General features: G+C 41.9%; 16 protein-coding genes. 13 read left to right on the forward strand and 3 right to left on the reverse strand.

Annotated features, from left to right (window positions below; genetic code table 11):
• Window positions 1-177: 177 nt before the first annotated feature.
• Both IEV69_RS10390 and hutI read left to right on the forward strand, forming a co-directional pair.
• Window positions 178-330, forward strand: coding sequence for a hypothetical protein (locus IEV69_RS10390; RefSeq protein ID WP_188442188.1), 153 nt, complete (start codon window positions 178-180; stop codon window positions 328-330).
• A 703-nt stretch (window positions 331-1,033) separates the two neighbouring features.
• Window positions 1,034-2,263, forward strand: coding sequence for an imidazolonepropionase (gene hutI, locus IEV69_RS10395; RefSeq protein ID WP_188442190.1), 1,230 nt, complete (start codon window positions 1,034-1,036; stop codon window positions 2,261-2,263).
• A gap of 81 nt (window positions 2,264-2,344) precedes the next feature.
• On the opposite strand, the gene IEV69_RS10400 is transcribed toward hutI, so the two are convergent.
• Together IEV69_RS10400 and IEV69_RS10405 are read right to left on the reverse strand one after the other, a co-directional pair.
• Window positions 2,345-3,181 carry an ABC transporter permease gene (locus IEV69_RS10400; RefSeq protein ID WP_188442192.1) on the reverse strand — a complete coding sequence of 279 codons (837 nt, stop codon included), beginning with the start codon at window positions 3,179-3,181 and terminating at the stop codon, window positions 2,345-2,347.
• Window positions 3,182-3,187: 6 nt separating this feature from the next.
• On the reverse strand, window positions 3,188-4,087 hold the full coding sequence (locus IEV69_RS10405) for an ABC transporter ATP-binding protein (protein WP_188442194.1): 900 nt from the start codon (window positions 4,085-4,087) through the stop codon (window positions 3,188-3,190).
• A 104-nt stretch (window positions 4,088-4,191) separates the two neighbouring features.
• On the opposite strand from IEV69_RS10405, the gene IEV69_RS10410 reads away from it, so the two are divergent.
• Complete coding sequence (locus IEV69_RS10410; RefSeq protein WP_188442196.1) at window positions 4,192-5,271, forward strand: hypothetical protein; 1,080 nt, start codon at window positions 4,192-4,194, stop codon at window positions 5,269-5,271.
• Here IEV69_RS10410 and IEV69_RS10415 read toward each other — a convergent pair whose 3' ends face one another.
• Complete coding sequence (locus tag IEV69_RS10415; RefSeq protein WP_188442198.1) at window positions 5,272-6,330, reverse strand: nucleoid-associated protein; 1,059 nt, start codon at window positions 6,328-6,330, stop codon at window positions 5,272-5,274. It lies immediately after the preceding gene.
• A 523-nt stretch (window positions 6,331-6,853) separates the two neighbouring features.
• Between IEV69_RS10415 and hisG the strand changes: the two genes are divergently transcribed.
• From hisG to IEV69_RS10465, 10 genes are all read left to right on the forward strand, one after another.
• Window positions 6,854-7,711, forward strand: a complete 858-nt coding sequence (gene hisG / locus IEV69_RS10420; protein ID WP_188442200.1) for an ATP phosphoribosyltransferase — start codon at window positions 6,854-6,856, stop codon at window positions 7,709-7,711.
• Between the two features lie 11 nt (window positions 7,712-7,722).
• Entirely contained in the window at window positions 7,723-9,012 is a 1,290-nt protein-coding gene (gene hisD / locus IEV69_RS10425) for a histidinol dehydrogenase (protein ID WP_188442201.1), read from the forward strand.
• Window positions 9,005-10,030: a histidinol-phosphate transaminase gene (gene hisC / locus IEV69_RS10430; protein WP_188442203.1), complete on the forward strand. Its 1,026-nt coding sequence runs from the start codon at window positions 9,005-9,007 to the stop codon at window positions 10,028-10,030. Before hisD ends, hisC begins: the two co-directional genes overlap by 8 nt.
• Entirely contained in the window at window positions 10,027-11,118 is a 1,092-nt protein-coding gene (hisB, locus tag IEV69_RS10435) for a bifunctional histidinol-phosphatase/imidazoleglycerol-phosphate dehydratase HisB (protein WP_188442205.1), read from the forward strand. Before hisC ends, hisB begins: the two co-directional genes overlap by 4 nt.
• The gene (hisH, locus tag IEV69_RS10440) at window positions 11,115-11,693 is read left to right on the forward strand and encodes an imidazole glycerol phosphate synthase subunit HisH (RefSeq protein ID WP_188442207.1); all 579 of its coding nucleotides are present in this window, start codon (window positions 11,115-11,117) and stop codon (window positions 11,691-11,693) included. Before hisB ends, hisH begins: the two co-directional genes overlap by 4 nt.
• Entirely contained in the window at window positions 11,690-12,403 is a 714-nt protein-coding gene (gene hisA, locus IEV69_RS10445) for a 1-(5-phosphoribosyl)-5-[(5-phosphoribosylamino)methylideneamino]imidazole-4-carboxamide isomerase (RefSeq protein WP_188442209.1), read from the forward strand. The genes hisH and hisA overlap by 4 nt, the downstream gene beginning before the upstream one ends.
• Window positions 12,397-13,155 (forward strand): imidazole glycerol phosphate synthase subunit HisF, encoded by a 759-nt coding sequence (hisF, locus tag IEV69_RS10450; RefSeq protein ID WP_188442211.1) that lies wholly within the window; start codon window positions 12,397-12,399, stop codon window positions 13,153-13,155. Before hisA ends, hisF begins: the two co-directional genes overlap by 7 nt.
• Complete coding sequence (hisIE, locus tag IEV69_RS10455) at window positions 13,146-13,733, forward strand: bifunctional phosphoribosyl-AMP cyclohydrolase/phosphoribosyl-ATP diphosphatase HisIE (protein ID WP_188442213.1); 588 nt, start codon at window positions 13,146-13,148, stop codon at window positions 13,731-13,733. Before hisF ends, hisIE begins: the two co-directional genes overlap by 10 nt.
• A gap of 215 nt (window positions 13,734-13,948) precedes the next feature.
• Complete coding sequence (locus IEV69_RS10460) at window positions 13,949-15,340, forward strand: anthranilate synthase component I family protein (protein ID WP_188442215.1); 1,392 nt, start codon at window positions 13,949-13,951, stop codon at window positions 15,338-15,340.
• Window position 15,341: 1 nt separating this feature from the next.
• A complete protein-coding gene (locus IEV69_RS10465; RefSeq protein ID WP_188442217.1) occupies window positions 15,342-15,905 on the forward strand; it encodes an anthranilate synthase component II in 564 nt (187 codons plus the stop codon).

Here is a 15,905-nt window from a genome sequence, read left to right on the forward strand (position 1 = left end):
CACCCTCCGTATCCGCCTGAGGCGGAGAAGGAGGGAGTCCACCATTCCACAGTCTATCTGTAATTTTGAAAATCTGTAATTTATGTAAACTTGTTCAGGACTTGTGTAACAAGCAATAAAGCTTAAGAGCTCATCTTTGTACCGGTATAATGAAGTACTACTTAAATAAAAAATGTTATGGAACACAAGAATAAGAAAGAGGAAAAAGGGAACAGTAACAAACCCGAACAGAAAACACAAGCTGCACAAACTAAAAAAGGCGGTGTTTCAAAAGATCAAACCTCAAAGCCCACCAATAAATCCGGCGGTGAGAGTCAAAAAAAGAAGTAGTTTCAATACTAGTGAAAACAGATTAGAAAACAACCGAATTGAACACATTGGAATTTTGAAAACCAATCAAAATAAGGTTTAATAATAGTCTGAATATAAAAAGGGAGTTCTTTGAGGAGAGGCTCCCTTTTTTTGTTTTATCACCTCTTGAGCAGCCCACGTTTGAGTAAGTGTACATCCCTGATATAGGTTGACCAAATAAGTAAGTAGTGATTAGTGACTAGTAATTAGTGAACCCTTCGATAAACTCAGGGCAGGCAGGCTCAGGGTGACAGATTTGCCCTTCGACAGGCTCAGGGTGACAGATTTGGAATTTGCCCTTCGACAGGCTCAGGGTGACAGATTTGGTGCTTGGAATTTGGTACTTTGTACGTTCCTGATATAGGTTGACCAAATAAGTAATTAGTGACTAGTAATTAGTGAACACGGTTATGTCCTGATATAGGTTGACCAAATAAGTAAGTAGTGATTAGTGACTAGTAATTAGTGAACCCTTCGATAAACTCAGGGCAGGCAGGCTCAGGGTGACAGATTTGGAATTTGGTACTTGGAATTTGGTACTTGGTGCTTGGAATTTTGGTACTTGGTACTTGGAATTTTGGTACCCATATTAATTTTATTCTTTCACTTCAATTTCTACCTTTGCAGGAATGCGCTATAGTTTGTATATTCATTCCGGTTTATCGCGCCACGTATTAATTCTATGAAACACTTAATTACCAACATCAAAGAGCTCATCGGTATCAATTCAAACCCTATTTTGATTGGGAGTGAAATGAAAGAGTTGCACACCATCAAAAATGCTTACCTGCTTATTGAAGACGGATTGATAGCCGATTTTGGCGAAATGACCGCACTTTCAGAGACCGATTATGATAAGGTAACCGATGCCTCCACTTCGCATGTGTTGCCCGCCTGGTGTGACTCTCATACCCATATTGTCTATGCCGGAAACCGCGAGCAGGAATTTGTGGACCGTATCAACGGACTCACCTATGAAGAGATTGCCAATCGGGGAGGGGGTATTTTGAATTCCGCTAAAAAACTGCAGGAAACCGATGAAGAAGAACTGTACCGTCAAAGTGCAGTGCGCCTGGAAGAAGTGATGCAGATGGGAACCGGTGCCATTGAAATTAAAAGCGGCTACGGACTGACCACTGAAGCAGAATTGAAAATGCTGCGCGTTATCAAGCGTTTAAAAGAAAACTACCCCGTTACCATTAAAGCAACATTTTTGGGAGCCCACGCCATTCCCGCTGAATATGGGAAAAAACGTGACAAGTACATTGATTTATTAATTGAGGAGATGTTGCCTCAAATAGCAGATCAAAAACTGGCAGACTACATCGATGTGTTTTGTGAAACCGGTTATTTTACGGTCGATGAAACCATTAAACTGATGCAGGCAGGAAAAGAATACGGTTTAAAATCAAAGTTACACGTCAATCAGTTTACGGCCATCGGCGGCATACGGGCGGCGGTGGAGCACGGCGCGCTCAGTGTTGATCATCTGGAGGTGTTGTTGCCCGAAGACATTGAAATGCTTACCAAAGGAGCGACCATCCCGGTGGCCTTACCGTCTTGTTCTTACTTTTTAAGCATTCCCTATACACCCGCACGCGAATTGATTGATGCCCAATTACCCCTGGCCTTGGCGACAGATTACAACCCCGGTTCCACGCCCAGCGGCAATATGAATTTTGTGGTGGCCACGGCCTGCATCAAAATGAAACTAACGCCTGAAGAAGCTATTAATGCCGCCACTATTAACGGGGCAGCCGCGATGGAGCTGTCACAAACCCACGGCAGTATTGCCAAAGGAAAAGTGGCGAACTTTATCTTTACCAAAGACATTCCTTCTTATGGGTATTTGCCCTATTCTTTCGGAAGTAACCACATCGCTCAGGTGATGCTGCAAGGGGAGTTTATTTGACCCTGTTAAGCCATTTTTTTCTCCCGCTGATTGCGCAGATGAGCGCAGATTCTTTGAGAACAATAATTTCATCAAGTGGGTTTATAGATCCCTTTTTTTCAGGATTACATACGACAACCAGCTAAAAATAAAGGTCCAGGCCAGGACAATTATAAAGGCGCTCCAGGAAACATCATAGCTTTTAGCAAATCCTTCCCCCAGTTGTGAAGCTGCGGTTTTAATGGCGCCGAGACGCGAAAGGGGTTCCACGATTAAATTGGACATGGCCTGCAAAGGAAAAAACTGACTGATGTGGTTGGCGATATCGGTATCTTTAAAAAATTGCCATTTCATCAAACCAAACGCAATGCTTTCCAGTATAAACCAAATCAATAAAAAGCCCAGTGCAAAAGCGGAACGTTTTACCAGGATGCCCAAAAACAAACAAAAGGAGAAAAAGCCCAGCAGTTTGACAAAGTAAGCCAGCAGGTATTCCATTTGACTGAAGATGATGCTTACCTCATTAAAGTCAGAAAACATCAGGCCAAGGACCATGGAAACAATAAATACAAAGAGTGTGGAAACAAACGCAAAGCCCACCACGGTGATGAACTTGGAGAGTACAAACTCTCTTTTACTCAGTCCGTCGATGAGGTTTTGTTTGAGGGTGCGGTAACTGTATTCATTTGACATCATCGATACAATCACGATGGCGAGAAACAGCTTGAGCATGGCCGCTACCCAGGTGTTGAAATGCCAGATGTAAGGAAAGTTGAAAATCCCCTGATCGGCCACCCTGAAGTTGACGTTTCCAAAACTAAACTCGATGGAGGCAATCAGGGCAATAAAGGTGATCAGCACAAAATAGACGATGGAGATTACCTTCGCCGATTTGTTGTAGCGCAATTTGTGAAGTTCTATAGATAATAAGCGTTTCATAGCGGGTTAGTTTAAGGATTTTGTGAGTTGTAAAAACTGCTCTTCAAGGCTTTCTTTTCGGTGTACCAGATGTGAGAGGACCACCCCTTTGTCAAACAAATACCGGTTGATTTCTGAGGCTTCCATAGGGTGCTTTAAAAAGGCAACCAGCGTTCCGTTTTCTTCTTTAACCGAAGCAAAATCAGGGTGTTGTTCCAGTGCTGCTTTCAGGCTTTCTAAGTTGTCACTTTTTAAGGTAAAAAATCCGTGACTGGCATTCATCCCATCCACAGTACCCGAATACAATTTTTTACCTTGTCGTAAAATCACCACATGCGAGCATACTTTCTCTACTTCATCCAGCAAGTGGGATGCCAGCAATATGGTGGTTCCCCCCGAAGCAATTTTTTTTATGATTTCCCTGATTTGATGAATGCCCTGCGGGTCCAGTCCGTTAGTGGGCTCATCGAGGATTAATATTTCAGGGTCGTTGAGCAGGGCAGAGGCAATGGCCAGGCGTTGTTTCATTCCCAATGAAAAGGTGCTGAACTTGCTGTTTTTGCGTTCTAATAAACCCACCAGTTCTAACTTTTCTTCAATTTTGGAGGTGTCAACTTCTTTGATTTTACACACCAGTTGCAGGTTTTGTGCGGCCGTCATAAAGGGATAGAAATTGGGTCGCTCTATGATGGCACCCACTTTTTTGAGTGCGTTGTGGGTGGAATCGCTTCCGTCAAACCAGTGAAAATTTCCATCGGTTTTATTGACCACATTGAGCACCATTCCCAGGGTGGTTGATTTTCCGCTGCCGTTGGGACCCAGGATGCCATAGACATTTCCTTTTTCGATAGTAAACGAGAGCTCCTGTACTGCCTTGATAGGGCCGTAGTGCTTGGTGAGCTTATTTAAAGTGAGGATGGTGTTCAAAATGAATTAATTTAATGGTTTGTTTGTATATGACTAAATATCTTTTATATTGTTACATTCTCAGCTTTAATAAAGATTGTAACTTTGCTGACACACTCAAAGGTATGGAAGAAAAATTAATGTCAAAAAAGAAACCCTCCTTTCCCGTAAAGGACTTTCTTTTTCAATATTTAAAAAAATACAACCGTGATATGACCATTCCGGTGTTTTATGATGACTTGCAGCGGTTTACGGGCTCGGTAGCGGTTTATGACAAGGATGATAATGATACCCTGTGGGTAAGTGTTTACTATTCAGATTCTGAACGCAAAGAACTGGATCACAACCTGAAACAGGTCTATACCATCCTGTTTTCAGACGGCGGGGATGACATCACCGAATTCCTGAATGTGGATGCCATCGATTACTGCACCTTTGGGAACTCCAAACCTTTCAGGATCAAGATAAGAAACATCCTGAACGACAATTACACTTATTTTTACATCAAACGCGCCGATGCCTCCCGTATTTACGGATTGGAACTGGAACATATACTCTCACCCAACAGGATCAACTTTGTAGTGCACGGAGACACCTTGATTGAGGAACATATTGCAGGCATCCCCGGTGATGTGTTTATAGAACAGGAATTGGAAAATTTAGACACCAATGGGAAAACACAAATCGCCAAGGAGTTTGTCAAGTTTAATGAGCGCTGTATGATGTTGTTGCTGGGCGATATGCGTTCATACAATTATGTGATTGTGCCCACCCACGACTTTGATCAGGTGAAATACAAGATCAGGGCCATTGATTTTGACCAGCAATGTTATGAAGGAAATTTAAAGGTATACCGCCCCCAGTTTTTTAAGGAAAACTTTAAAATGGTTGATTTGGTAGCTTCCAAACTGCACGAAACGTCCATCGAGCAATATCGTAAGGAAGAACGCTCCTTGCTGGCCAAACGGATTATATCTTCCCAAAGCCGCTTGCGGGCATTGGTTCGTTGTATGATGCGGGATCAGATTTCATCCACATCCAACTTAAAGGAGTTACGGACTCAGCTGTATGATTTGACTTATGATATGAAGTTTAAACGTTGCAAATCCATGGGGCAGATTGTTAAGACTGCACTCGATTTTATCAAGCGAAACTACGAAACCGTAAGCACTAAAAAAGTAGCCGAAATAAAAGCGCTGCAGTAATTAAGTTTTCTGCTCTTTATTGAAGTACACCAGGTAATAATACATTTGCTTTTCTTCGTCCCAGCCTTTTTCGATAAAACGTTCAGCAGAATCGGGATTGATAAAATCCATTTTTATCTGGATGTTGGTATCGAGGTTGATGATGTTTTTGATTTTTTTCCGTGCTGCCGTTACTGCATTGTTGGCGATGGGGAAATTTGAAACGTCTTCAATGTGGTATTTGGGTGCTTTTTCCTGTTTGTAATGTTTGAATTCAGGATGTAACTCAGGGTTGTCTATCACCTCGTTCATAAAGTTACTTTCCTCAAACTCGTCGTTTTTAGCAAAGTAGTTTACACTGCGGTTCATAAACATCACTTCCTGCTGCTTGTCTTCCGCCGGAAGGACTACATCACGGGCAAAGTCCTGACAGAACTTGAGGTATTTTTTAGTGTAGAAGTTTTCATCTTCAAACAATGAAACCCCCAGGAAGCTTTCCAGCCAATAGCGGGTGTCATATTTGTTGGAATCTACTGAAAGCACTTTATAACCTTCTTCTTTTTTAGTGTTGAAGATCAAACAACCCTTATCCAGTTTGTTGAGGTTGATGCCTTGCTGAAGGATGAGGTCCAGCTGGTTTTCTTTTTCGTCAAACAGTAAAAAGTCCTGTTTGATTTCAGATTTAAAAATCCCCACACCATCTACTTTCTCATTATCAATCTGCATGTTTTCCAGATAGGTCACATACACTTCACCGCTTTTAATGTGTGGATGTTCTGATTGTGCATAGAGGTGTTTGGTGATTTCCAAGCTCAATTGATGGGCATTGTCCGGGTTGTCAAACAGTTGACTGATAAGATTGTACAAAGGGTGAAACTCTAAATCACTTTCATGAGTAAATTGATAATAAGTTTCCTCTTTATCCCTGAAGGGTTTGAAGAAGAACTCTTTGATTAAGGGCGTTAATTCGTCGTCCAGTTTGTAAGGACTTTGTGATAAAATCACCGATTCATTTCTGCTTTTGTTTCCCACTTTATGAATGGAAAGTGACTCGATTTGGGTATTGTATAAATTGATCATTGGGAGTTAATTCTTTGATTATGTGCACTCTGAAACTCAGATAGCCACTGAATTTGAAAAGTTTAAAAATACTACATTTTAAATGGGTTCAAAGGATTTCGGGTTTTATTTATTAACCATTTTTAATAACTGATACAATTTCTCTAACATTGATTAAAAGGTAAATCAGTTTTGATAAATCACATCAATAAGTCTAATTTTCCTCAATTTCACCTTTTAGGGTTGGGGCAAAAAATCGAGGAAAATATTGCGAAAATTATGATTAAGTCAAGCACAATCTTTGTTTAGTTTCTTAATTTTTTGGTAAAACAATTTTCTATTTAAAAAAATCAAATATATTTGCAGCATCAATAAGCAACAAATGAATTTCATCACACTACATCACCATCATCATACCGGGCTCCAGGCGCGCTGATGATTCTATGTAGTATGCACACATAAAATTTAAAACCCGTCTGAGTACTTCTGACGGGTTTTTTCATGACTTCCTTTTGGTTTTACTCAGACACAACAAAAACAGAAAATGAGTAAACTAAAAATTGCCATCCAAAAAAGTGGCCGCTTAAGCGAAAAGTCCATACGACTCATCCAGGAGTGTGGCATCCAGATATCAAACGGCGAACGCAAACTCAAAGCCGAGTCTTCAAACTTTCCCATCGAAATCCTCTTTCTGCGCGATGATGACATTCCCCAATATGTGGAACAAGGGGTAGCCGATCTGGGAATTCTCGGCGAAAACGAGGTGTGGGAAAAGGACAAAAAAGTAACCGTCATTACCAAACTGGGTTTTGCCAACTGCAAAATGTCACTTGCCATTCCCAAAGATGAAACGTATACAGGCATCCGGTATTTTTCCGGAAAGCGCATCGCTACTTCTTATCCCACCATCCTTCAAAAGTATTTTAATTCCAACAAGATCGAGGTTGAAATTGAAGAGATAGGCGGCAGTGTTGAAATCGCCACAGGAATCGGCCTGGCCGATGCTGTTTTTGACATTGTCAGTACCGGAAGCACACTTTTGATGAACGGTCTCAAAGAGGTGGAAGTAGTGACCAAGAGTGAAGCTGTTTTGATTTCCAATACAGGCCTCAGTGACGAAAAACAAGAGATTCTCAACAGGCTGTTATTTAGAATCAACGCTGTTCAAAACGGTAGTGGTAACAAATACATCCTTCTCAATTGCCCGGTAAAAGCCCTCGATCAAATCACCCGGTTACTCCCCGGAATGAAATCACCCACTATTTTGCCTTTAGCAGATAAAGACTGGTGCAGTTTGCATTCGGTCGTCAAGGAAGATGAATTCTGGGATGTCATCGACCGGCTAAAAGAAAACGGCGCAGAAGGAATTCTGGTTGTCCCTATTGAAAAAATGGTACTCTAAAAATAGAACAGATGCAAAAAATACAATTTCCCAATCCTAAATCCTGGGCTGAGTTATCAAAGCGCCCTTTGATAGATTACAGCTCCATTTCAGATACTGTTCAAAAGGTATTCCAGGCCATACAAAACAATGGCGATGAGAGCGTCAGGTCTTATACCAACCTGTTTGATGCCGTGGAGATAGAAAAACTTCAAGTCACTGAAGAAGAAATTCAACAGGCCGTTTCAAATGTGCCGGAGGATCTACAACAAGCCATTCAACAGGCGGCTGCAAACATTGAAACGTTTCACAAGACTCAAATAGAACAACCACAAAAAACAACCACCACCCCGGGCGTAGTTTGCTGGCGCGAAAGCAGGCCCATAGACCGCGTAGGAATTTATATTCCGGGAGGAACAGCACCACTTTTTTCAACGGTTTTGATGTTGGGAATACCCGCAAAAATTGCCGGTTGCCCCGAAATTGTGTTGTGCACCCCACCTGATAAAAACGGAAACATCCATCCGGCGATCTTATATACTGCCCAACTCATAGGAATTACAAAGCTATACAAAGTGGGTGGCATTCAAGCCATTGGCGCGATGACCTTTGGAACTGAAAGCATCCCCCGGGTGGATAAAATATTTGGTCCGGGCAATCAATATGTCACGGCTGCCAAGCAACTGGCACAAAATTATGGCGTCGCCATCGATATGCCCGCCGGACCCAGCGAAGTGTTGGTTATTGCAGATGCAAGTGCCGTTCCTGCCTTTGTCGCCGCCGATTTACTTTCCCAAGCAGAACACGGCACAGACAGTCAGGTGATGTTGCTTTCTGATAACGAAACAATCATCGCTGCCGTGCTTGAAGAAATCACCATCCAACTGGAAGCGCTTCCGCGAAAGCAACTGGCAGCACAAGCGCTTTTGAGCAGTAAAGCCATTCTATTCAATTCGATAACCGAATGTATCAACTTCAGCAATCAATATGCTCCTGAACACTTGATTTTAGCGATTGAAAATTATACTGAAGTACTTCCAAGTATTTCCAATGCAGGCTCTGTTTTTCTTGGAAATTACAGTTGTGAAAGCGCCGGCGATTATGCCAGCGGCACCAACCACACCCTGCCCACAAATGGCTATGCCCGCAATTACAGCGGGGTTTCACTGGATAGTTTTGTAAAGAAAATCACCTTTCAGGAACTCAACGCCCGGGGAATCAAAAACATTGGCCCTGCAATCGAACTAATGGCTGCTGCTGAAGAACTTCAGGCACACAAAAATGCGGTCACATTAAGACTTAAAAGGTTAGAAAATGAATAGGTTAGAACGTTTAGTAAGAGAAAACATTCGTGCGCTGAAGCCTTATTCCAGTGCGCGTGACGAATTTAGCGGTTCAGAAGGTATTTTTCTGGACGCCAATGAAAATCCGTTTGGCACGTTGAACCGCTATCCCGATCCGTACCAAAAAGCATTGAAAGAAAAATTGAGTCAGCTTAAAGACATTCCTTCCAAAAACATCTTTATCGGAAATGGAAGCGATGAAATTATCGATCTTGTTTTTCGCATTTTTTGTGAACCGGGAACAGACAAAGTAATTACGTTTCCACCTACCTATGGAATGTATGAAGTGTCAGCCGGTATCAACAATGTGGAAGTTATAAGGGTTAAGTTAACCCCCGATTTTCAGATTGACTTTGAAGCCTTCTTTCAGCAAATGGAGCAAAACAAAAACATCAAAATTGTGTTTGTTTGTTCGCCAAACAACCCCACCGGAAACAGCATTTATAACATTGAAAAGTTGCTTGAATACAACACCATTGTAGTCGTCGATGAAGCCTATATCGATTTTTCAGAAAGAGCTTCCTTAATTGAAAAGCTTCCTGAATATCCTAACCTGATTGTCTCACAGACATTCAGCAAAGCCTTTGGTCTGGCAGCTGCCCGAGTAGGTGTTGCCTATGCAAATGAATCGATTGTTGCATTGTTGAACAAAGTAAAACCGCCCTACAATGTGAGTGCACTCAATCAAAAAGCAGCTTTGGAGATGCTTGAAAATTACTCGCTTGTTCAGGATAGGATTCGTTTGATTCTTAATGAAAAGGAACAGCTAATCAATCAGTTGTCAGAACTCGATGAGGTCATTAAAATCTATCCGTCAGACGCCAATTTTCTATTGGTCGAGTTTAAAAATGCCAACGAGATTTATGAAAACCTTGTCAACCATAACATCATTGTCAGAAACCGGAATAGCAGTATCAAAAACTGCATCCGTATCACTGTCGGGTCTGCTGAAGAAAACTCACAACTCATCAACACTTTAAAAAATTACAAACTATGAAAAAAGTCCTATTTATAGACCGCGACGGCACACTTGTCATAGAGCCTCCTATTGACTTTCAGTTGGATAGTCTGGAAAAGCTCGAATTTTATCCAGGGGTATTTCAATATTTGGCCCGTATTGCCAACGAGCTGGACTTTGAATTGGTGATGGTGACCAATCAGGACGGATTAGGGACAGCCTCTTTTCCCGAAGATACCTTTTGGCCGGCGCAGAATAAAATCATCAAAGCCTTTGAAAATGAAGGCGTACACTTTTCGGAAGTCCTTATTGATAAATCGTTTCCTGAAGAGAATGCTCCCACCCGAAAACCCGGTACGGCTTTGCTTACTCACTACATCAAAGGAACGTATGATTTGGAAAACTCCTATGTGATTGGTGACCGAAATACCGATGTACAGCTGGCAAAAAACATCAACACCCAAGCTATTTTTATAGGTAACGAAACAAATCCGGATGCGGCTTTGACTACCACTTCCTGGAAAGAAATATACACCTTTTTAAAAGCGCTGCCGCGAAAGGAAACTGTGGAGCGCACCACCAATGAGACCCAAATCAATGTCACTGTCAACCTTGATGGCTCGGGCAAAAGCAGCATTCAAACGGGGCTTGGTTTTTTTGACCATATGCTGGAGCAAATCGCCAAGCATGGGAATCTCGATCTGGAGATTGCCGTTCAGGGGGACTTGCATATTGACGAACACCACACCATTGAAGACGTCGCCATTACGTTTGGGGAGGCGTTTTTAAAGGCTTTGGGTTCTAAGAAAGGGATTGCCCGTTATGGATTTTTACTACCAATGGATGACTGTCTTGCACAAGTAGCCATTGATTTTGGTGGCAGACCCTGGTTGGTTTGGGAAGCCGATTTTAAACGAGAAAAAATAGGCGAGATGCCCACTGAAATGTTTATGCACTTTTTTAAATCTTTCAGCGACCATGCCAAATGCAACCTAAACATCAAAGCTGAAGGTGACAATGAACACCACAAGATTGAGTCGATTTTCAAGGCATTTGCGAAAGCGATTCAAACTGCCGTCTCAAAAACCGAAAATTATTCCATCCCCAGCACAAAAGGAACCTTATGATCGCAATTCTAAAATACAACGCCGGAAACACCACCTCTGTAAAAAACGCTGTGGAGCGACTTGGATACTCGTGTGTGGTGACCGATGACCCGCAAGTTTTACAAAAAGCAGCTAAAGTCATCTTTCCCGGAGTGGGCGAGGCAAGCACCGCTATGAGGTATCTGAAAAAACGGGAACTGGACATATTGATTCAATCGTTAAAACAACCTGTTTTGGGAATTTGTTTGGGGTTGCAGTTGCTCTGCAAACACAGCGAAGAAAATGACACTAGCTGTATTGGAGTTTTTGATGCTGAAGTAAAGCGATTTCCCAATGAGTTGATCGTTCCGCATATGGGTTGGAATGTATTGGAAGTCAAAGAGAGTAAGTTGCTCAAAGGTATTTCAGTAGTAGACGATGTCTATTTTGTACACAGTTATTATGCGGAAGTTTCAAAGGATACCAAAGCTATCTGTAACTACGGAATTGATTTTAGTGCAGCCATGCAAAAAGACAACTTTTATGCCACCCAATTTCACCCTGAAAAGTCCGCTGGGATAGGTGAGCAAATCCTAAAAAACTTCTTGGAAATATGAAAATAATACCAGCCATAGACATCATCAACGGAAAATGTGTGCGACTCACCAAAGGTGATTATGACACGCAGAAAACGTATAGCGAGCATCCGCTTGAAGTCGCCAAATCGTTTGAAGACCACGGCATCCAATACCTGCATCTCGTAGATCTTGACGGTGCCCGGTCAAAACACATTGTCAATCACAAGGTGTTGTATCAAATCGCCTCGCAAACGAGTTTGAAAATCGATTTTGGCGGCGGTTTAAAAACAGATGCTGACCTTACAATTGCTTTCGAAAACGGCGCCCATCAGATTACAGGGGGGAGTATTGCAGTGAGTGAACCCGTTATTTTTGAAAATTGGCTGCAAGTGTATGGAGCAGATAAAATAATTTTAGGCGCAGACGCCCTCGACCGAAAAATCGCTACCCATGGTTGGAAAGAAACCTCACGGCTTGATGTAGTTGAGTTTATAAAAAGCTATACATCCAAAGGCATCCAACAAGTGATTTGTACAGACATCTCCAAAGACGGAATGCTCCAAGGGCCTTCATTTAAGCTCTACACCGAAATAATAAAAGAAACCAACGTCCAACTCATCGCCAGTGGTGGTGTTTCAGAGTTTGATGACCTGATAAAACTCCGCGAACTGGGTTGCGCCGGGGTGATATTAGGAAAAGCGATTTATGAAGGACGGATCACCTTAAAAGAATTAGAGAAACTATGCTAAAAAAGAGAATCATACCCTGTCTGGACATCGCCAATGGCAGGACCGTTAAAGGCGTTAATTTTGTGGATATCCGCGATGCGGGTGACCCCATCGAACTCGCCAAACGCTATGTGGAAGAAGGCGCAGACGAGCTCGTTTTCCTTGACATCACCGCCACCCTTGAAAAGCGAAAAACACTGGTTGCATTGGTGACTCAAATAGCTTCGGCTATCAATATTCCGTTTACTGTGGGCGGTGGGATCAATTCGTTGGAAGACGCCAAAGCTGTCATTCTTGCGGGTGCCGATAAAGTGAGCATCAACAGTGCCGCCATTAAATACCCCCAATTGATTACAGAAGTTTCAAACTATTTTGGCAATCAGTGTGTTGTGGTGGCTATGGATGTAAAAAACACCCAAGGAAACTGGAAGGTATTCAGTCACGGTGGAAAAACATCCACAGAACTCGATGCGTTGGAATGGGCATTGGAAGCAGAACGCCGCGGAGCCGGTGAAATCCTGCTCACCTCCATGAACAACGACGGAACTAAAAATGGTTTTGCAATCGAAATCACAAACACTATAAGTGAGGTAGTCAACATTCCGGTGATTGCTTCGGGTGGGGCAGGGACGATGGCTCATTTTAAGGAAGTTTTTCAGGAAACCAAAGCCGGTGCTGCGCTGGCGGCTAGTATTTTTCACTTTGGAGAAATACCCATCCCGCAGCTTAAAACCTATTTACAAAACCAAAAAATACCCGTAAGATGTCTATAGAATTTTCAAAAACAAACGGCCTGGTGCCGGTCATTATTCAGGATTTTGCCAGCAGTCAGGTATTGATGCTTGGTTATATGAATGAAGAAGCCTACGCTAAAACCAAAACTGAAGGCAAAGTCACTTTTTTCAGCAGAAGTAAAAACCGCTTGTGGACCAAGGGTGAAACATCCGGCAATTTTTTGTTGGTTAAGGATATTTTAATTGATTGTGATCAGGACACTCTGCTTATCAAAGCCAAAGCGATGGGACCTACTTGCCACACCGGGAGTACTTCCTGTTTTAAAGAAGAAACGTCTAAAGGATTTCTTTACCAACTGGAACAAACCATTCAACAACGTGTGGAAAGTGGTGATGAGAAATCATACACCCGGGATTTAATGCAAAAAGGCATCAATAAAGTAGCACAAAAGGTGGGCGAAGAAGCTGTAGAATTAATCATCGAGGCCAAAGATTCCAACGATGAGTTGTTTAAAAATGAAGCAGCCGATTTACTGTTTCACTTGTTGATTTTGCTCAAGGCGAAAGGATTTTCGTTGGAAGAAATTGAACACGTACTCCAATTGAGGGCAAAATAATATTTTCATAAAAAAAGTGGGATTTTAAAATCACTTGGTTATATTTGTCTTTCATTATGAGAAATTCAAATCAATACAACACTTGGTGGTGGCAATCTAAATCCCAAATAGGATTCAGATAGTTGTGCCATGTTGTTTTGTAACCAAAATAAACCAAGCCCGCTGAATCCAGCGGGTTTTTTTATGCAAAAAAATGAGAATTAAAGAACAAACCAATGACATTTACGTTTCAAACAAACATTAAGAAAACACTCAGCGATACTCACACACCGGTGGAAGTGTACCTCAAATTCAGGGATAAATACCCGGGTTGTTTTTTGCTGGAAAGTTCTGATTACAAAAGCAAGGAAAACAGTTTTTCATACATCTGCCTGCAATCCATTGCTTCCTTTTCAGTGGAAAGAAATCTTACTAAAATGGTTTTTCCCAACGGTCAAAAACAGGAGTTAAAAAACGGTGAAACCCGGATTGCTGAATCATTGAACACCTTTGCAAAATCGTTTCAATCAGAAGGGAAGGACTATGACTTTGTGACCAGCGGTCTTTTTGGCTACACCTCTTATGATGCGATTCCGTTGTTTGAGGAAATTGACTTTAAGAATGACAATTTTGACCTGCCTCTCATTGAGTACCATCTTTTTAAGTACATCATTGTATTCAATCATTTCAACAACGAACTTTTCCTTGTTGAGCAATTGGCTCAGGATGAAAACTCCAATTTATCTGAAATCGAGGATGTATTAAACCACCGCACCATTTCTCAGTATAAATTTTCAACAGTGGAGGCCGAAACATCCAATTTTAATGATTCAGACTTTGTAACCAAAATCAAAAAAGGCATTGACCATTGCTATAAGGGCGATGTCTTTCAGGTCGTGCTTTCGCGAAAGTATTTCCAGAAATTTAAAGGCGATGAGTTCAATGTGTACAGGGCATTGCGGTCCATTAATCCGTCGCCTTATTTGTTTTATTTTGATTTCGGAAACTTTAAAATATTTGGTTCTTCCCCTGAAGCCCAACTCACCATTTCCAATCAAAAAGCCATCATCAACCCCATTGCAGGCACCTTCAAACGCACCGGAAACGCCCAAGAAGATGCCGAACTTGCCAAAGCCTTAAGCGAAGACCCCAAAGAAAATGCAGAGCACATTATGCTGGTGGATCTGGCACGAAACGATTTGAGTAAAAACAGCAATGCAGTGACTATTGATAGTTTTAAGCAGGTGGAATATTACTCACACGTAATCCATTTGGTTTCTAAAGTGAGCGCACAACTGTCCGAAGATTACAACCCAATTAAAATTTTAGGAGACACCTATCCGGCGGGTACTTTATCCGGCGCACCCAAACACAGAGCGATGCAAATCATTGATGAAAATGAACCCCAAAGTCGGGGTTTCTACGGAGGAACCATCGGGATTATTGGTTTGAACGGTTCCTTTAATCACGCTATCTTTATCCGTTCTTTTTTGAGCAGGAAAAACACCTTGACTTATCAGGCAGGATGTGGTATTGTGGCGAAATCGGTTCCCGAAAGTGAACTTACTGAAGTCGAAAACAAGCTATCCGCTTTACGTCAATCTATAGAACTTGCAAAAACACTTTAAAATGAAAATATTAGTTATTGATAATTATGACTCCTTTGTGTACAACATTGTGCATTATCTGGAAAATCTGGATGTGAATCAAGTGCATGTTATTAAAAATGACAAGTTTAACCTCGAAATCATCGAAAGCTATGACAAAATTGTTCTATCACCGGGTCCCGGAATTCCTAAAGACGCCGGTTTGATGCCCCAAGTGATTAGCGAATTTGGTGCGTCAAAACCCATTCTTGGTGTTTGCCTGGGCCATCAGGCCATTGCCGAAAGTTTTGGAGGGCTGCTCCACAACCTGAAAAGCCCTTTGCACGGTATCGCCTCACAAATCGAAGTAACGACCGACGATTATTTGTTTAAAAACATTCCAAAACAGTTCAAAATCGGGCATTATCATTCATGGGTGGTAAAACCGTTAATACCCGCAGATTTGGAAGTGTTGGCGCAGGATGCCTTCGGAAACATTATGGCATTAAAACACAGAAGTTTTGATTTGCGTGGTGTGCAATTTCATCCGGAATCGGTATTGACAGAACACGGCAGCCAATTGCTTGAAAACTGGGTAAAACAATAA

The sequence above is a fragment of the Planktosalinus lacus genome (assembly GCF_014640155.1).
Lineage (GTDB): Bacteria > Bacteroidota > Bacteroidia > Flavobacteriales > Flavobacteriaceae > Planktosalinus > Planktosalinus lacus.